This is a genomic window from Actinomycetospora lutea (assembly GCF_028737205.1).
Lineage (GTDB): Bacteria > Actinomycetota > Actinomycetes > Mycobacteriales > Pseudonocardiaceae > Actinomycetospora > Actinomycetospora lutea.
In genome coordinates this window covers 61,699-80,405 of sequence record NZ_JAQZAL010000006.1, presented here as the reverse complement: position 1 = coordinate 80,405, position 18,707 = coordinate 61,699, and the positions used below count along the sequence as shown (strand labels likewise).

Sequence of the window (18,707 nt, the reverse complement as noted above, 5' to 3'; positions counted from 1 at the left end):
GACGCAGCGAGGGACTCCCTGGCCGCGTCCTGCGCAGCGAAGGACGCCCTCGCTCCCCGACGCGGGGTCCGACGCGCGGGGTCCGGCGCGCTGCCGGTTGCGAACGAAGGTGCCCTTCGCGGGCGGGCGCGCACGACACCGTCGCGTGATCACGAGTACCTGGTGTGCGTCGCGCGGCGACCCCGGGGACATGGCGTGCTCGTGATCTCGAGATCTGCGCGGGACCGACGCCGGGCAAGGGCCGGCGCGCCGGCGCCCCTCGGCCTCCTGATCTCGGCGTGCGGCCCTGCACACACGACGGAGGGCGCCCCCGCCAGCAGCGGGGACGCCCTCCGGTGTCGTGCGGACTACAGCGCGGTCTCGATGATCGAATTCCGCTCCGCTCCGTCTCCGGTCAGCGGAACTGTCCGAAGTCGTAGTCGTCGAGCGGCACGGCCGCGCCGGTGCCCGAGCCGAAGACGTCGGGGGCGTAGTACCCGTCGTCGTAGCTCGGCAGGGCGTAGGCCGCCGCGCGCGCCTCCTCGGTCGGCTGGACCTGGATGTTCCGGTACCGGTTGATGCCGGTGCCGGCCGGGATCAGCTTGCCGATGATGACGTTCTCCTTCAGCCCCACGAGGCTGTCGGACTTCCCCTCGATCGCCGCGTTGGTCAGGATGCGCGTCGTCTCCTGGAAGGAGGCGGCGGACAGCCACGACTCGGTGGCCAGCGAGGCCTTCGTGATGCCCATGAGCACCGGGCGGGCCGCCGCCGGGTCACCGCCCTCGGAGACCACCTTGCGGTTGGCCGCCTCGAACTCGGCGCGGTCGACGACACCACCGGGCAGGAACTCGGTGGCGCCCGAGTCGATGATCGTCACCCGGCGGAGCATCTGCCGGACGATGACCTCGATGTGCTTGTCGTGAATGGATACACCCTGCGACCGGTACACCTTCTGCACCTGGTCGACGAGGTGCAGCTGCACCTCGCGGGGGCCCATCACGCGCAGGACCTCGTGCGGGTCGGCCGTGCCCTCGAGCAGCTGCTGCCCGACGCCGACGTGGTCGCCGTCCTGCAGCGGGCGCTCGGACCCGTCGACCGTGAGGGTCGCGAGCCGCTGGCGCTTGGACAGCTTGTCGTAGACGACCTCCTCGCTCCCGTCGTCCGGGATGAGGGTGATCTTCCAGAACTTGTCGCCGTCCTCGAGCTGGATGCGGCCGTCCACGTCGGCGATGGGCGCCTTGCCCTTCGGGACGCGGGCCTCGAAGAGCTCCTGGACACGCGGCAGACCCGTGGTGATGTCCTCACCCGCAACGCCACCGGTGTGGAAGGTGCGCATCGTCAGCTGCGTGCCGGGCTCACCGATCGACTGCGCGGCGACGATGCCGACCGCCTCGCCGACGTCGACGAGCTTGCCGGTGGCCAGCGAGCGGCCGTAGCACATCGCGCAGACGCCCTGGGCCGAGTCGCAGGTCAGGACGCTGCGGACGCGGACCTTGCCGACGCCGGCGCCCAGGAGGGCGTCGATCGCCTGCTGGCCGATGTCGGCGCCGCGGTCGAGCAGCACGGTGCCGGCGTCGTCGGTGACGGCCGAGGCCGCCGTCCGCGTGTAGACGCTGGTGTCGACGTGCACGTCGCGGACGAGCCCGTGGGGGCCCTCCTCGCCGATCGGCATCGGGATGCCGCGCTCGGTGCCGCAGTCGATCTCGCGGACGATGACGTCCTGCGAGACGTCGACCAGGCGCCGGGTCAGGTAGCCCGAGTCGGCGGTGCGCAGCGCGGTGTCGGCGAGACCCTTGCGCGTGCCGTGGGTCGAGATGAAGTACTCGACCACCGAGAAGCCCTCGCGGAAGTTGGACTTGATCGGCCGCGGGATGAACTCACCCTTCGGGTTCGCGACCAGGCCCTTCATGCCCGCGAGCTGGCGCACCTGGGTCATGTTGCCGGCCGCGCCGGAGGCGACGATCCGCGAGATCGAGTTGTCCGCGGGGAAGTAGTCCTCCATCGCCTTGGCCACCTCCTCGGTGGCCTGGCCCCAGATGCGCACCATCTCGTCGTTGCGCTCCTGGTAGGAGAGCGCACCGCGCTGGTAGCGCTTGTTCACCTGCTCCGCGCGACCCTCGTACTCGTCGAGGATCTCCTGCTTGCGCGGCGGCACGACGACGTCGTCGATGGCGATCGTGACGCCCGAGCGCGTGGCCCAGTGGAAGCCGGCGTCCTTGAGCCGGTCCAGGGTCATCGCGACCTCGGTCATCGAGTAGCGCTCGGCGAGGTCGTTGATGATCGCGGCCTGGCGCTTCTTCGGGAGCTGGTCGTTGACGAAGGGGTAGTCCTCCGGCAGCAGCTCGTTGAAGAGCACCCGGCCCAGCGTGGTGTCGGCGAGCCACGGCTTGCCGGGCTCGTACTCCCCGTTGGTCATCCCCGGACCGGGCACGACCGAGCCGTCGACGCGGATCTTCGCCGGCGCCTGGAGGTCGAGCGTCCCCAGGTCGTAGGCCATGATCGCCTCGGCGGGCGACGAGAAGGCCTGGCCCTCGCCGGTGGCGCCCTCGCGCCGCTGGGTCAGGTAGTACAGGCCGGTCACCATGTCGAGGCGGGGCATGGCCAGCGGCTTGCCCGACGCCGGCGACAGGATGTTGTTCGCCGACAGCATGAGGATGCGGGCCTCGGCCTGCGCCTCGGCGGACAGCGGCAGGTGGACCGCCATCTGGTCGCCGTCGAAGTCGGCGTTGAACGCCTCGCAGACGAGCGGGTGCAGCTGGATCGCCTTGCCCTCGACGAGCTGCGGCTCGAAGGCCTGGATGCCGAGGCGGTGCAGCGTGGGCGCCCGGTTGAGCATCACCGGGTGCTCGTTGATGACCTCCTCGAGCACGTCCCAGACCTGGCCGCGCTGACGCTCGACCATCCGCTTGGCGGACTTGATGTTCTGGGCGTGGTTGAGGTCGACCAGCCGCTTCATGACGAACGGCTTGAACAGCTCGAGCGCCATCTGCTTGGGCAGGCCGCACTGGTGCAGCTTGAGCTGCGGGCCGACCACGATGACCGAACGGCCGGAGTAGTCGACGCGCTTGCCGAGCAGGTTCTGGCGGAACCGGCCCTGCTTGCCCTTGAGCAGGTCGGACAGCGACTTCAGCGGGCGGTTGCCCGGGCCGGTGACCGGCCGGCCGCGGCGGCCGTTGTCGAACAGCGCGTCGACGGCCTCCTGCAGCATCCGCTTCTCGTTGTTGACGATGATCTCGGGCGCGCCGAGGTCGATCAGTCGCTTGAGGCGGTTGTTGCGGTTGATGACCCGGCGGTACAGGTCGTTGAGGTCCGACGTGGCGAAGCGGCCACCGTCGAGCTGCACCATCGGGCGCAGGTCCGGCGGGATGACCGGGACGCAGTCGAGCACCATGCCGGTGGGCCGGTTGCCGGTGGCCTGGAAGGCCGCGACGACCTTGAGCCGCTTGAGCGCGCGCAGCTTGCGCTGCCCCTTGCCGCTGCGGATGGTCTCGCGGAGGTTGTCGGCCTCGGCGTCGATGTCGAAGGTCTCCAGGAGCTTCTGGATCGCCTCGGCACCCATGGCACCGGTGAAGTAGTCCGCGTAGCGGTCGTAGAGCTCGCGGTACAGCGTCTCGTCGGAGATGAGCTGGCCACGGTCGAGCTTGGTGAACGTGGTCCAGACCTCGTCGAGGCGGTCGATCTCGCGCTGCGCACGGTCGCGCAGCTGGCGCATCTCGCGCTCGCCGCCCTCCTTGACCTTGCGCCGCACGTCGGACTTCGCGCCCTCGGCCTCGAGCTCGGCGATGTCGCTCTCGAGCTTCTGGGCGCGGGCCTCGAGGTCGTTGTCGCGCTGGGTCTCGAGGCGCTTGCGCTCGCCCGAGATCTCGTTCTCGAGCGTCGACTGGTCGTTGTGCCGCTGCTCGGCGTTCACCTCGGTGATCACGTAGGCAGCGAAGTAGATGATCTTCTCGAGGTCCTTGGGCGCCAGGTCCAGCAGGTAGCCGAGACGCGACGGGACACCCTTGAAGTACCAGATGTGCGTGACGGGCGCGGCCAGCTCGATGTGGCCCATGCGCTCGCGGCGCACCTTGGCCCGGGTCACCTCGACGCCGCAGCGCTCGCAGATGATGCCCTTGAAGCGGACACGCTTGTACTTACCGCAGTAGCACTCCCAGTCCCGGGTGGGGCCGAAGATCTTCTCGCAGAAGAGGCCGTCCTTCTCGGGCTTGAGCGTGCGGTAGTTGATGGTCTCGGGCTTCTTGACCTCGCCGAAGGACCACTGGCGGATGTCGTCGGCGGTGGCCAGACCGATCCGCAGCTCGTCGAAGAAGTTGACGTCGAGCAAAGGTTCTCCCCTGGATGGGTGAGCGGTGTATCGAAGGTCCTCAGGGCCGGCCCCGGCACTGTCTCTCGTGCTTGGCCGGGGGCCGGCCGGCGAGGTGCTAGTTGACGACGTCGTCGACCGACGGCGACTCGTTGCGGGACAGGTTGATGCCGAGGTTCGCGGCGGCGCGCTCGAGGTCCTCGTCGTCGCCGTCACGCATCTCGATGGCGGCGCCGTCGGACGACAGCACCTCCACGTTGAGGCAGAGCGACTGGAGCTCCTTGAGCAGCACCTTGAACGACTCGGGGATGCCCGGCTCGGGGATGTTCTCGCCCTTGACGATGGCCTCGTAGACCTTCACGCGGCCGAGCACGTCGTCGGACTTGATGGTCAGCAGCTCCTGCAGCGTGTAGGCCGCGCCGTAGGCCTGCATGGCCCAGCACTCCATCTCGCCGAAGCGCTGACCGCCGAACTGCGCCTTCCCGCCCAGCGGCTGCTGGGTGATCATCGAGTACGGGCCCGTGGAGCGGGCGTGGATCTTGTCGTCCACCAGGTGCAGCAGCTTGAGGATGTACATGTAGCCGACCGCGATCTGGTGCGGGTAGGGCTCGCCGGTACGTCCGTCGAAGATCTGCGCCTTGCCGTCCTCGCCGACCAGACGCACGCCGTCGCGGTTGGGCAGCGTCGACGCCAGCAGACCCGAGATCTCGGCCTGGCGGGCGCCGTCGAACACCGGCGTCGCGGTGTTCGTGTCGGGCTCCACCCGGCGCATGTCGTCGGGCATGTCCACCGCCCACTCGGCGGTGTTGTCGGGGTCGACCTCCCAGCCGCTCTTCGCGATCCACCCGAGGTGGGTCTCGAGCACCTGGCCGATGTTCATCCGTCGCGGCACACCGTGGGTGTTGAGGACGATGTCGACCGGCGTCCCGTCGGCGAGGAACGGCATGTCCTCCACCGGCAGGATCTTGCCGATGACGCCCTTGTTGCCGTGGCGGCCGGCGAGCTTGTCGCCCTCGGAGATCTTGCGCTTCTGGGCCACGTAGACGCGGACCAGCTCGTTGACCCCGGGCGGCAGCTCGTCGTCGTCGTCGCGGGAGAACACCCGGATGCCGATGACCTTGCCGGTCTCGCCGTGCGGGACCTTCAGCGAGGTGTCGCGCACCTCGCGCGCCTTCTCACCGAAGATCGCGCGCAGGAGGCGCTCCTCCGGGGTCAGCTCGGTCTCGCCCTTCGGCGTCACCTTGCCGACGAGGATGTCGCCGTCCGCGACCTCGGCCCCGATGCGGATGATGCCGCGCTCGTCGAGGTCGGCCAGGACCTCCTCGGAGACGTTCGGGATGTCCCGGGTGATCTCCTCGGCGCCCAGCTTGGTGTCGCGGGCGTCGATCTCGTGCTCCTCGATGTGGATCGAGGTCAGGACGTCGTCCTGCACGAGGCGCTGCGACAGGATGATCGCGTCCTCGTAGTTGTGGCCCTCCCACGGCATGATCGCCACGAGCAGGTTCTTCCCGAGGGCCATCTCGCCGTCCTCGGTGCACGGCCCGTCGGCGAGGACCTGGCGGGCCTCGACGCGGTCGCCCTCGGAGACGATCGGCTTCTGGTTGATGCAGGTGCCCTGGTTGGACCGCGTGAACTTGTGGAGACGGTGGGTGGTGCGCTGACCCTCGTCGTCCATGATCGTGATGTAGTCCGCGCAGAGCTCCTCGACCACACCGCCGCGGTCGGTGGCGATGACGTCACCGGCGTCGACGGCGGCCCGCAGCTCCATGCCCGTGCCGACCAGCGGCGACTCCGAGCGCAGCAGCGGCACCGACTGGCGCTGCATGTTGGCGCCCATCAGCGCGCGGTTGGCGTCGTCGTGCTCGAGGAACGGGATCATGGCCGTCGCGACCGACACCATCTGGCGCGGCGAGACGTCCATGTAGTCGACGCGCGCGGGCGCGATGAGGTCGACGTCGCCGCCCTTGCGCCGGACCAGCACGCGGTCCTCGGTGTAGTGGCCGTCCTCGTCGAGCGGCGCGTTGGCCTGCGCGACGACGAAGCGGTCCTCCTCGTCCGCGGTCAGGTAGTCGATCTGGTCGGTGACGACACCCTCGACGACCTTGCGGTACGGCGTCTCGATGAAGCCGAACGGGTTGACCCGCGCGAAGCTCGACAGCGAGCCGATCAGGCCGATGTTCGGGCCTTCCGGCGTCTCGATCGGGCACATGCGGCCGTAGTGCGACGGGTGGACGTCGCGGACCTCCATGCCCGCGCGCTCACGCGACAGACCGCCCGGACCCAGCGCCGAGAGCCGGCGCTTGTGGGTCAGGCCCGCGAGCGGGTTGGTCTGGTCCATGAACTGCGAGAGCTGCGAGGTGCCGAAGAACTCCTTGATCGCGGCCACGACGGGCCGGATGTTGATCAGGGTCTGCGGCGTGATGGCCTCGACGTCCTGCGTCGTCATGCGCTCGCGCACGACGCGCTCCATGCGGGAGAGACCCACCCGGATCTGGTTCTGGATGAGCTCGCCGACGGTGCGCAGGCGGCGGTTGCCGAAGTGGTCGATGTCGTCGGTCTCGACGGGGATCTCGCCGGACCCGTCGGGCGCCGCGACCTCGGTCTCCCCCGCGTGCAGGCGCACGAGATAGGAGATCGTGTTGATGATGTCGTCCTCGGTCAGCGTGCCGGTGGACGGCTCGACGTCCGACCCCAGCTTCTTGTTGACCTTGTAGCGGCCGACCTTGGCCAGGTCGTAGCGCTTGTCCTTGAAGAAGAGGTTCTCCAGGAGCGTCTGGGCGCTCTCGCGCGTGGGCGGCTCGCCCGGACGCAGCTTGCGGTAGATGTCGAGCAGGGCCTCGTCCTGCCCGGCGGTGGAGTCCTTCTCCAGGGTGGCGAGCAGCGTCTCGGAGAAGTGGAACTTCTCCTGGATCTGCTCGGTGGTCCAGCCCAGCGCCTTCAGCAGCACGGTGACCGGCTGGCGGCGCTTGCGGTCGATGCGGACACCGACGGTGTCGCGCTTGTCGACGTCGAACTCGAGCCAGGCGCCGCGGCTCGGGATGATCTTGACGCTGAAGACGTCCTTGTCGGTGGTCTTGTCGACCGAACGGTCGAAGTACACCCCGGGGGAACGGACGAGCTGCGAGACGACCACGCGCTCGGTGCCGTTGATGATGAAGGTGCCCTTGTCGGTCATCACGGGGAAGTCGCCCATGAAGACCGTCTGGCTCTTGATCTCGCCGGTGGTGTTGTTGGTGAACTCGGCGGTGACGAAGAGCGGCGCCGAGTACGTCATGTCCTTGTCCTTGCACTCCTCGACGGAGGCCTTGACCTCGTCGAAGCGCGGGTCGGAGAAGGACAGGCTCATCGAGCCGGAGAAGTCCTCGATCGGGGAGATCTCGGAGAGGACCTCCTCCAGGCCACCGACGGGGAGCTCCTCACCCGCCTCCACGCGACGCTCGAACCACTCCTCGCTGCCGACCAGCCACTCGAACGACTGGGTCTGCAGGGAGAGCAGGTCGGGAACCTCGAGAGGCTGGTCGAGCTTGGCGAAAGAGACCCGGGTGGGCGCCCCGGGGAACGACGCGTGGTGGTTCGAGACCTTGGTGGCGCGGGTAACTGCCAAGATGCGTCCTTCCGGAACAACGCTGTCTGAACGCTGTCAGTAGCTTCACCGTCCGGAGGGCAGCGCAGCGCCCCGGTCGGCGTGGACGCGGCCCCGGGCGTCGGCACACGGGAGGGCGAGACAGACGTAGGGCAGCGCGATCCGACAGTCTAGCCATGCATGATGGCACCTGTCGAACGGCCCCCCTCGTGACGCGCCGGAGGAGGAGCGTCCGCACAGGGCGGGATCGACCTCCGGGGTCTGACGCAGGGGCGCCGCGCTGCGAACAGAGTGACCGCCCGTGCCCCCGGAGTCAAGTGGGACGCGCTGGGTGTCCCCCGGCCAGCACAACGATCCCGCGCAGGTCAGCGCACATGCGAACGCGCCGGGCGGGCCACGAAGAGGTTCGTGGCCCGCCCGGCGCGTCGTGGAACGGATCTATCGGTTGGCCCTCAGGGGTGTCAGCTCGGCGAGCTTCCAGCGCCCGTCGACCCGCTCCATGTCGAGGCGCAGCAGCCCCGGGGCATTCGTCGACTGGCCGGTCGTGGTGCGCTGAGCGGAGAACTGGGTCAGCGCCATGACCGTGGCCCGGTCGTCGCGCATCTCCGTCACGCCGATGTTGACGACGGTCGCCGTCTGGCGCAGCTGCTGCTGCTGGGCCGGCTGCCGGATCGTCTGGTCGAACACGGACATGTACCGCTGCGAGAACTGGCCCGTCGACATCGTCCGGGCCGCATCGGCCGAGTCGTCGAGGCGGGAGAAGTCGTACGAGAAGATCTTCTCGATGGCCTCGCGGCTCTGCCCGACGAGTTCCGCGGTGCCGCCGACGTCGACGACGGCCCCGTTGCTCACCGGCCCGCTCGTCCAGGCCTCGCGGCCCTTCCAGAACGCGAGGCCGCCGAGGACGAGACACACCACGATCGCCACGACCAGCGTGATCGGCAGTGCTCGCGAGCCGGCGAAACGACCGAGGGCCTCGCGCTGGCGCACCAAGCGACGCGGCGGGGCCTCCGCCCCGGCCCGGACCCGGGCGGGCTTCGCGGCGCGGGTCGGCCGCGCGGTCTCGACGTCCTCGGTCGGCACGGCGCGCGGGGTCATCCGCGTGCCCCGCCGGGCGCGGTTGGTCCGCGGGGCCGTCACGGTCGTCGGGCCCGCGGTCCTCGTCTCGGCCTCGTCCTCGGTGACCGTCGTGCTCTCGGCGACCGTGTCGCCGGGCTGCTCGTCGGTCTCCTGCGTCGACAGCGCGGTGGTCTCGGCCCGGGCGGTCGCGGCGTCGGGCTCCGCGTCGGTGGGGTCGTCGGCGGACGCGGCGGCGGGGTCGTCGACGGACGCGGCGGAGGCGGTCGCCGGCGCGTCGTCGTCGGTCGACACCGGGGGTGCGGTCGGAGCCGCGTCCGTCGGGGTCTCGACGGGCGCCTCGACCGGGCGCTCGACCGGCGACTCCGGCGGCGCGTCGAGGCGGTCCTCGAGGTCCGGCGCGTCGGCGTGGTCGACCGGGGGCGCGCCGGCGCCGGCGTGGGCGTGCTGGCGGAGTCCGGCGACCTTCGGGCGGCGGTTCGTCGAACCGGGCTTGGTGCGGGAGCGGGGTGGCACGGTGACTCCCCCTTTCTCGGGTCGGCCGGGGCTACTGCTGTCCGGTCGAGGGCGTCGCCTTGGCGGCCTTCCAGCCGTCCGGCGTACGGATCATCTCGACGAGGAACAGCTGCTGCTTGGACTGGGGCTGCGCGGTGGCGCTGCGGGCGTTGACGTCGATCGCGACGATCGCCGAGGCCGTGGGCGGCTCGTGGGCGGGGTCGAACGCGGTCAGGGCCGCGGAGACCGGGGTCGCGATGACCTCGGCCTGCGACTGGCGCAGGTTCTCGGCGAACTGCTGCCGGACCCGCTGGTACTCGCCGAGCATCGGCTCCGTCAGCGACGACTGGGCGGCCTCGAGGTCCGCGTCCAGCGTCGACGGCCGCACCGTGTTGATGTTGACGACGATCTGTTCGGCGGCGTCGATCGCCTCGTCACGCATCTGCGCCGAGCTCGCGTCGTCGCTCTGCGTCCCGGTCCACCAGTAGACGCCGCTGGCGATCGCGGCGCCGAGCGCCAGGACCGTCAGCACGGCGAGCACGGTGACCAGGCGTCGGCGGCGCTCCTCGGGGGTCGCCGCCTTCTTCGTGGCCCGGTCGTTCTCGGGGTCGTTCTCGGGGGCCTTCTGGGCCGTCGTCGGGGACGTGGCGCTCAGCTCCTCAGGTCGTCCGCCGGGCAAGGGGGGAGCGCCGGCGGGGTCGTGCACGGGGTCAGTCGCTGCCGAGGCCCGGGATGATCACCGGCGGGGCTCCGCGCGTGCTGCCCTCGAGGACACCGCTCGCCGGCAGCGAGGCCAGCGCGGCTGTGTCCTGTTGCTCATTCTGCGACGGGCCGGTGCCACCGGCTTCGGCGGGGCCTCGGGAGTTCTCCGAGTCGTAGGGCGCGGGGAGGTTCTGGGCCCCGCGGACGTTGACGGGCGGCGCCTCGTTGCAGCGGACGCTGGTGTCCATCGGGATGAAGTCCTTGGCCGTGGCCGGCCGCCACCCGGCGTCGGGCTGGAGGTAGCCGTTGCGGCAGTACGGCGGGTCGGCGACGTTGAGGACGAGACCGAAGTGCACCCGCCCGTCGGGGCCGGAGTCCTCCGCGTCCTGGAGCACCGACGGTGCCGCCGCCGACAGGGCCGGGTACGTGACGAGCACCTGCTCGATCGCCGACTGCCGGGGCTCGAGGATGCGGCTCACCGTCAGCAGGTTCGCGATGACGCGGCTCAGGTCCGGGCCGACGTCGCGGATGAGGCCCTCGAGCTGCTGCGCCGCGGGCGGAGCGGACGCCACCAGGCGCCGCAGGTTCGGGTCGTCGGCCTTGAGCTGCGCGGTGAACAGCTGGAGGTCGCGGCTGAACGAGATGATCTGCGGCCCCAGCGAGGCCTGGGTGTTGAGCACGATCCGGCCGTCACGCAGGAGCTGGCGGAACGTGGGGAGGTTCGCGATGGCCGCGGGCACCAGGGCGTTCGTGCCGTCGAGCAGGCGCTGGAGGTCCGGCCCCGTCCGGTCGAAGGCGTTGAAGAGCTCGTCGACGGTCGTCCGGAGCTCGGGCAGCGGCACCGAGGTGGCCAGCGCGTTGACGTCCGCGAGGAGCTGGTCCACCGGGACCGGGGTACGGGTGTTCTCGATCGGGATGACGGAACCCTCGTCGAGGTAGGGCCCGTCGTTGTTCGGCGGCCGCAGGTCGACGTACTGCTCACCGACCGCCGACCGGTTGGCGATCACGGCGATCGCCGACGCCGGGACCTGGGGCGAGTCCTGCTCGATCTCGAGGTCGACCTCGAGGCCCCGCGGGGTGACCCGCATGTCGCCGACCTTGCCGATCTCGACGCCGCGGTAGCTCACGGACGCGTCCGGGAAGATGCCGCCGGAGTCGGCGAGCTCGACCTTCGCCGTGTAGGGACCCAGGCCGATCAGGGCGTCGGCGCCGACGTAGCGCAGGCCGACGTAGACGATGCCCACGATCGAGATGACCGCGAACAGCGCCACCAGGCGCAGCGTCTTCGTGCCGATCATCCGCCGTTCCCTCCGAGACCGGGCAGCTGCGGAACCAGGCCGGCGGTGTTCTGGGAGCCGCGCTGACCGGCGCCACCGCCCGCCGCGTCTCCGGCCTGTGGTGTCGTGCCGGGCTGCTGCAGCAACTTGAAGATCGCGTCGACACCCGGCACCTGGTTGGTGTTCAGCAGTGTCGTCAGCAGGCTCTGGAGGTTGATCTGGAGGCTGACGTCGATGTTCGCGAAGTCGCCCTTGATGACGTTGAGGGAGTTGTCCGCGAACGGGATGGTCAACAGGATCTGCAGCGAGCCCGGCAGCGCGTCCCCGGCCTCGACGAGGTTGCGCAGGATCGGCTGGAGTGCTCGCAGGTCGGCCACGGTGTTGGCCTGACTGCGCCGGATGACGTCGGTACCCACCTCGGACAGCCGCTTCAGCGACTGCAGGGTCGCCACCAGGAGGCCGCGCTGCTGGTTGAGCACGTCGAGGCCCGGACCGAGGTTGTCGATGACGTTGGCGATCCGGGCCCGCTGGTCGACCAGGGTCCGTGTCAGCCGCTCGAGCGAGTCGATCGCCCGCACGATGTCGGCCTTCTGCCGGTCGAGCGTCCCGACGAGCGTGTCGAGGTTGTTGAGCAGCGAGCGCAGCTGCGCCTCGTTGCCCGATGTCGCGGCGTTGACCTCGCGGGCGATGGTCTGGATCTTCTCGACGCCACCGCCGTTGAGCAGCAGCGACAGGGCACCGAGGACCTCCTCGACCTGGGCGCCGACGTCGGTCTGATCGACGGGGATGACGGCGCCGGGCGAGAGGCGGCCCTGCGGCGGCGCCGTCGGCGAGGGCAGCAGCTCGACGAACTTCTCGCCGAGGAGGCTGGTCTGGCGCAGCCGGGCCGTGGCGTTCGCGGGAAGGACGACGGCGCCGTTGACCTCGACCACGACCTGGGCGGTCCAGCCGTCCGGGGCGAGCGCCACCTCGCGGACCACGCCGACCGGGACGTCGTTGACCCGCACGCTGTTGTTCGCGACGAGGTCGACGACGTTGGTGAACTGCGCCGTGACCGTGTACGGGTTCGGCCCCAGGGCCGCGCCGCCCGGGAGGGAGACCTCCTGGATCGACCGGATGCCGCAGCCGGTGAGGGCGAAGACCGCCGCCATCAGGAGCGTCACCACACGAGCCGAGCGGGACAGCGCGCGGGGCGTCCGGCGGGGCGCGCTCATCGGTCACCTCCGACGGTCTCGAAGCCGAGGATGCCGCTGCCGGGCTGGCTCGGGGTCGCGCCGCCCTCGCCCGTCCCGGGCTCGCCGCTGGTCGCCTCGCCGTTCGCCCCCGGCGCCGGCCCGGCACCGGGGGCGGCACCGCCCGCCAGTGCCGTGATCGGCACCAGCGCGTCGAGCGACGGCTGCTGGTTGAGGATCTTCAGGAGGTCCTGGATCGGGGCGAGGGACAGGCCCAGCGGTGAGGTGTTGACGACCTCGCCGTCGGCGTTCGTCCCGCCCAGCAGCGCACCGCAGACCACCGAGGCCCGGGCGACGTTCGTGAGGAGCGGGTCGGCGGGTCCCGCCAGCGCGTTCGGCAGCCCCGGCTGGTTGACCAGCATGCTGCAGAGCAGGGCGCGCGGGTCGAGGCCGGCGCCGAGGAGCTCCGGCGCCAGCACCGGGCGCACGTCGAGCGTGCCGGACCGCGCGTTGTACGAGTTCGTGAGGTTGCCCAGCGCCAGCGGCGCGACGTTGGCGAACTCGGTGACCGCGCGACGCTGCCGCACGAGGATGTCGGTGATGTTGGCCAGCCGGCCGACGTCGGTCCGGAGGATGTCGCGGTTGTCCCGGATGAACCGGGCGACGTCGTCGAGCGCGGGCGGCAACGTCGCCAGCACCGTCGAGAGGTTCCCGCGCTCCGAGGCCAGGAACGCCGAGATGTCGGCGAGCTGGTTGTTGAGGGTGCGCACCGCGCCGTCGTTGCGCGCGAGCATGTTCGTGAACTGGCCGAGGTTGTCGACGGTCGCGAACAGGTTGTCGCGGTTGTCCGCGAGCGTGCCGACGGCGCCGCCCAGCTCGGTGATCGTGCTCTTCAGCAGCTCCCCGTTGCCGCCCAGGGCGCCCGCCGACGAGCGCAGCAGCTCGTTGAGGGCGCCGGTCTGGTTGGCCCCGTTCGGCCCGAGCGAGCGGGCGATCGTGTCGAGGCTCTGGTACACGCGGTCGAGCTCGACGGGCGTGCCCGTGCGCTCCACCGGGATGACCGCACCGTCGGCCAGCTGCGGCCCGTTCTCGTAGGTCGGGCCGAGCTGGACGTACCGGTCGCTGACCAGCGTCGGGGCGACGATCACGGCCTGGGCGTCGGCCCGCACCGGCGCCTCGTTGTCGACCTTGAGCACCACCCGGACGATGTCGCCCTGCGGGACGATCGCGTCGACCGACCCGACCGGGATGCCCTGGATCGTCACCTCGTTGTCGACGTAGAGGCCGACGGTGTTGTCGAAGTAGGCCGTGACGGTGCGCTGGCTGCCCCGCTGCAGGGCGTACCAGAGGCCCGCGGTCGCGAGGAGCGCCAGGACCAGCGCGACCGACAGGGTGCGTGCCGCGCTCTCGAAGAACGTGACGAGACGGGACGACATCAGTTGCCACCGCCTTCGCCGCCGGCCGGAGCCGCACCGTCGGGCGCCGTACCGGCGGGCGCCGCACCGGCACCGGGCTGGAGCCCGCCTCCGGCTCCCTGCGTGAGCGCCTCGGTCAGCGCGGCCACGTTCGGCACTCCGTTCGGGAAGAGGATCTGTAGCTGCTGGGGCGTCAGTGCGCCCGGCGTGTCCTCGCTGCCGAGCAGCTGTTGGAGCTGCCCCAGTTGCGCGGGGCTCAGGCCCGCGATGACGGCCGGCAGGTCCTCCATCGTCGGCAGGGCCGGTAGCCCGAGCACGGCCAGCGCGTTCTGCAGGATCTGCGCCAGCAGCTGCGGGTTGAACAGCCCGGCCAGGCTGTCGGGCCCGAGGCTCGAGCCCGGGTCGCAGTTCTGGTCGCCCGGCGGGTCGAGGTTGCAGACGTAGGCGTCGAACCAGCGGCCGTTGCCGACGACGTTGGCGAACACCCGCGCGAACGGCGCCAGCAGGCGCAACCCGTTCTCCAGGTTCGCGGAGTTCTCCTCCAGCGTGCGCAGCACGCCGTCGAGCGACTCGAGCGTCGGCCGCAGCGTGGCCTCGTTGTCGGCGACCAGCCCGCGCAGCTGGGCGGCCAGCGCGATCGTCCCGGTGAGCAGGTTGTCGATGGCGGCCTTGCGGGCCCGCAGCTCGGAGAGCAGCAGGTTGCCGTCGTTGATCAGTCGCTCGATCTCGCCGTCGCGGTCGGCGAGCACCTGCGTGGTGGTCCGGGTGTTGGCGAGCAGCCGGGCGAGCTCCTGGTCGCGCGAGGAGATCGTGCGCGACAGCCGGCTCAGCCCGTCGAGCGCGCCCCGCACCGGGCCCGCGGCCCCGTCGAGCGTGTCGGACAGGACCCCGAGACTCTGGGCGAGCTGGTTCGTGTCGATGTCCTCGACGGTGGTCGAGAGCTGCGAGAACGCCTGGATGACGTCGAACGGCGCCCGGGTGCGGCTGCGCGGGATGCCCTGGTCGGGGTCGAGCGGACGGTCACCCGCGGGCTCGAGCGCGATGTACTTCTGCCCGAGCACCGTCTTGATCTCGATGGCCGCCGTGGTCCGGTCGCCGATCCAGGCGTCCGGCGCCTTGAACGAGATGACGACGTCGTTGCCCTCGAGGGTGAGGTCGGTGACCGTCCCGATCCGGATGCCCGCGATGCGGACGTCGTCGTCGGGCTGCACGCCGGCCGACTCGCTGAACCGGGCCGTGTACGTCGCGCCCTGCCCGATGAGGGGCAGGTCCCTGATGTTCAGGGACGCGGCGGTCAGCAGCAGCAGGATCACCAGGCTGGCGGCGCCGATGGGGAGGGGGTTCCGCTTGCGGAACGGCTTCATCCGTTGCATCGGTTCGCCGTATCCGGGAGTTGGATGATGGATCCCAGGTCGATGGGGGGCAGGGGCAGCGGGTCGAAGCTGACGTTGCCGCCCACCGCGCAGAGGTAGAAGTTGAACCACGAGCCGTAGCTGCCGGCCCGGCCGAAGTTGTTGGCCTTCTGCGGCGTGAGCCGCAGGAAGTTCTCCACGAGGCCCCGGTTGTCGTTGAGGTTGTCCGACAGCAGGCCCAGCTGGACGATGTCGTCGCGCAGCGGCGGGCGCGCCTCCTCGAGGAGCCCGGCCGTGGTCGTCGTCAGGTCCGCGATCGGCTGCAGGGTCTCCCCGATGCGCACGCGATCGGCCGCGAGGCCGCTGACCAGCTGCTGCAGCGACACGATCAGCCCGGACAGCCGCTCGTCACGGGCGTTCACCGTGTCCAGCACCGCGTTCAGGTTGTTGATCAGGGAGCCGATCACGGCGTCGCGGTCGGCGATCGTCGCCGTCAGCGACGCGGTCCGGGAGAGCAACGAGTTGACCGTGCCGCCCTCGCCCTGGAGCACCTGGATGATCTCGAAGGACAGCTGGTTGATGTCGTTCGGGCTCAGGGCCTGGAACAGCGGCTTGAAGCCGTTGAACACCACGGTGAGGTTGAGCGGTGGCCGGGTCTGGTTCACCGGGATCCGCGCACCGGGCGCGAGCATGGCGTTCATCGGCCCGTTGCCGCGGGCGACCTCGAGGTACCGCTGGCCCACGAGGTTCTGGTACTTGATCGAGAAGATCGACCCCACCGGGAGTCGCCGCGTCTCGTCGACCTTGAACGACACCTCGGCGACGTTGCGGTCCACGAGCTGCACGTCGGTGACCTGACCGACCCGGACGCCGGCGATGCGCACGTCGCTGCCCGCGATCAGGCCGGACGCGTCGGTGAAGCGCGCCGTGTAGTCCTCGGTGCTGCCGAAGTACGTGTTCTGGATCGCCGTGAGCAGCAGTGCCACCGACAGGATGGTGACGACCGTGAAGACGCCCAGCTTGATCAGCGGTGCGGCCAGCCCCCTCACCGGACCACCGCCTGGGCACCGCGCAGCGTCGCCGCGGCCAGGTACGGCGCGAAGGACGGCACCTCGGCCGGGCGGAGCCCCATCTGCATGGCCGTCACCTCGGTCACCAGCTGCCGCTCCTCGGGTGAGTTGGGCATGTTGGGCAGGCCGATGTTGGCGCCGTCGACGCGCCCGGACGCGGCCTGGCCGGTGGTCTGCCCGCCGCCGGAGGGCTGACGCGCCGACGCCGGCGAGTCGTCCCCGGTCTGCGAGTCCTCGTCGATCTCTCCGGCCTGGCCGCCCGCGTAGGCGTCCTCGGTGGCCGCGCTCGGGTCGGGCGGGATCGACCCGTCACGGATCGGGCCCCCGGGCGGGAACTGCGGCGCCTGGCCCTCGATCTGGTAGCAGCGCGGCCCGCGGTCGTCGAGGTACTGCGGCTCCTCGCCGGGCACGTACTTGCCGTTGTCGATCGTGATCTCGGCCTCGATGAGGACGCCGGTCGTCGGGCTGAGGACGTTGTTGATGTCCGGCGTGACGTCGGTCAGCTGCCGGAACAGGCACGGGAACTCCGAGCTGTACCGCGCGAGCAGTTCCAGCGTCGGCCGCGCCGAGGCCGCAAGGGCGATGATGTTCTCGCGGTTCGCGCGGAGGAAGTCGGTCGTCACGTTCGACGCCGAGGTGACCGACCGGAACGTCGCCTCGAACGCCGCGCGCTGCTCGACGAGCGTGCGGCTCGTGGTCACCAGGTTGTCCAGCGCGAGGATCAGGTCGGGTGCGGCCTGGTTGTAGATGTCGGCCGTCGGCGCCAGGGCCCGCAGGTTGGCCTGCAGGTCCGGCAGCGCCGGCTGGAGACCCTCGACGTACTGGTTCAGCAGCACCAGCGTGTCGCCCAGCTGCTCGCCCCGGCCGGACAGGGACTGCGAGATCGCACCGAGGGTGTCGGAGAGCTTCTCCGGCTGCACCGCGGTGAGCACCGGGAGCAGGTTGTTGAGGACCTCCTCGGTCTCGGTGGCGTTCTCCGAGCGGTCCTGGGCGATCGTGTCGCCCTCCTGCAGCGGCCGCGAGCTCGCGTTCGGCGGGATTCCCAGCGACACGTAGCGCTCACCGAAGAGCGTCTTCGGGATGAGGGTCGCCGTCGTGTTGCTCGGGATCGTGGGCAGGAAGTCGGGGTCCATCGCCATCTCGATGACGGCGCCCGACCCGTCGGAGTCGACCGAGGTGATCTCGCCGACGATGACGCCGCGGACCTTCACGTCGCCCTGCTTGGAGAGCTGGTTGCCGACCGTGGCCGTGCGCAGGTAGACGGTCTCGGTCGACTTGAAGACCTTGTTGAAGTTGGCCAGGCACAGCCCCACGACCAGCGCGATCACGAGCAGCATCGCCACGCCCATCAGGCGGCGGCGCGTCGGGCTCAGCGGCGGTCGCTTGTCCTTGATCTGCGGGGGCTCGGGCCGCTCCTGGACCTGCGTCGGGGCGCTCATCCGGCGATCCGGATCGAGGTGGTGGTGCCCCAGATGGCCAGGGTCAGCAGGTTGTCCAGGACGGTGAAGATGACGATCGAGTTCCGCACCGCGTTGCCGACCGCGACGCCCACCCCGGCCGGGCCGCCGCTGGCGTTGTAGCCGTAGAAGCAGTGGATGAGGATGATCGCCAGGGCGAACACCAGCACCTTGCCGAACGAGTACAGGACGTCCTGCGGCGGCAGGAACAGGTTGAAGTAGTGGTCGTAGGTGCCCGGCGACTGCGTGTAGAAGTTCGTGACCAGCAGCCGCGCCGCGAGGTACGACGCCACCAGACCGATGACGTAGAGCGGGATGACCGCGATGAAGCCGGCGACCACGCGGGTGGTCACGAGGAACGGCAGCGACGGCACCGCCATGACCTCGAGGGCGTCGATCTCCTCCGAGACCCGCTGGGCGCCGAGCTGGGCGGTGAAGCCGGCGCCGACCGTCGCGGACAGCGCCAGCGCCGAGACCAGCGGCGCGACCTCGCGGGTGTTGAAGTACGCGGTGACGAAGCCCGAGAACGCCGACGTGCCGATCTGGTTCAGCGCCGAGTAGCTCTGCAGGCCGACGACGGAGCCCGTGAAGAACGTCAGCGTCGCGACGATGACGACCGTGCCGCCGATGAGCGCGAGCGCACCCGACCCGAACGCCACCTCGGTGAGCAGGCGGAGGACCTCGCGCCGGTACCGGGTCACCGACTTCGGGATCCAGCCGATGGTGCGCGCGTAGAAGGACGCCTGGTCGCCGAGGGTGTCGAGGACACCCAGCGGCGCGTCGACGGCACGACGTGCGCGAGAAGTGATCGTCATCGAATCCTGG

Annotated in this window: 11 protein-coding genes; all 11 read right to left on the bottom strand. The window is 70.4% G+C overall.

Features of this window, described 5'->3' with window-relative positions; all coding sequences use genetic code 11:
• Nucleotides 1-394: 394 nt before the first annotated feature.
• Entirely contained in the window at nucleotides 395-4,303 is a 3,909-nt protein-coding gene (locus PHK61_RS08780) for a DNA-directed RNA polymerase subunit beta' (protein WP_274280596.1), read from the bottom strand.
• Nucleotides 4,304-4,400: 97 nt separating this feature from the next.
• The gene (gene rpoB / locus PHK61_RS08775; RefSeq protein WP_274280595.1) at nucleotides 4,401-7,886 is read right to left on the bottom strand and encodes a DNA-directed RNA polymerase subunit beta; all 3,486 of its coding nucleotides are present in this window, start codon (nucleotides 7,884-7,886) and stop codon (nucleotides 4,401-4,403) included.
• A gap of 417 nt (nucleotides 7,887-8,303) precedes the next feature.
• Nucleotides 8,304-9,458, bottom strand: a complete 1,155-nt coding sequence (locus tag PHK61_RS08770) for a hypothetical protein (RefSeq protein ID WP_274280594.1) — start codon at nucleotides 9,456-9,458, stop codon at nucleotides 8,304-8,306.
• 31 nt (nucleotides 9,459-9,489) lie between these two features.
• Complete coding sequence (locus PHK61_RS08765) at nucleotides 9,490-10,143, bottom strand: hypothetical protein (RefSeq protein WP_274280593.1); 654 nt, start codon at nucleotides 10,141-10,143, stop codon at nucleotides 9,490-9,492.
• 4 nt (nucleotides 10,144-10,147) lie between these two features.
• On the bottom strand, nucleotides 10,148-11,437 hold the full coding sequence (locus PHK61_RS08760; protein WP_274280592.1) for an MCE family protein: 1,290 nt from the start codon (nucleotides 11,435-11,437) through the stop codon (nucleotides 10,148-10,150).
• Nucleotides 11,434-12,630 (bottom strand): MCE family protein, encoded by a 1,197-nt coding sequence (locus PHK61_RS08755; protein WP_274280591.1) that lies wholly within the window; start codon nucleotides 12,628-12,630, stop codon nucleotides 11,434-11,436. Before PHK61_RS08755 ends, PHK61_RS08760 begins: the two co-directional genes overlap by 4 nt.
• A complete protein-coding gene (locus PHK61_RS08750; RefSeq protein ID WP_274280590.1) occupies nucleotides 12,627-14,024 on the bottom strand; it encodes an MCE family protein in 1,398 nt (465 codons plus the stop codon). Before PHK61_RS08750 ends, PHK61_RS08755 begins: the two co-directional genes overlap by 4 nt.
• Nucleotides 14,024-15,376 (bottom strand): MCE family protein, encoded by a 1,353-nt coding sequence (locus PHK61_RS08745; RefSeq protein ID WP_337993940.1) that lies wholly within the window; start codon nucleotides 15,374-15,376, stop codon nucleotides 14,024-14,026. Before PHK61_RS08745 ends, PHK61_RS08750 begins: the two co-directional genes overlap by 1 nt.
• Nucleotides 15,364-16,404 carry an MCE family protein gene (locus tag PHK61_RS08740; RefSeq protein ID WP_274280589.1) on the bottom strand — a complete coding sequence of 347 codons (1,041 nt, stop codon included), beginning with the start codon at nucleotides 16,402-16,404 and terminating at the stop codon, nucleotides 15,364-15,366. The genes PHK61_RS08745 and PHK61_RS08740 overlap by 13 nt, the downstream gene beginning before the upstream one ends.
• A complete protein-coding gene (locus PHK61_RS08735; RefSeq protein WP_274280588.1) occupies nucleotides 16,401-17,864 on the bottom strand; it encodes an MCE family protein in 1,464 nt (487 codons plus the stop codon). Before PHK61_RS08735 ends, PHK61_RS08740 begins: the two co-directional genes overlap by 4 nt.
• Nucleotides 17,861-18,697 (bottom strand): MlaE family ABC transporter permease, encoded by an 837-nt coding sequence (locus PHK61_RS08730; RefSeq protein WP_274280587.1) that lies wholly within the window; start codon nucleotides 18,695-18,697, stop codon nucleotides 17,861-17,863. Before PHK61_RS08730 ends, PHK61_RS08735 begins: the two co-directional genes overlap by 4 nt.
• Nucleotides 18,698-18,707: the final 10 nt, after the last annotated feature.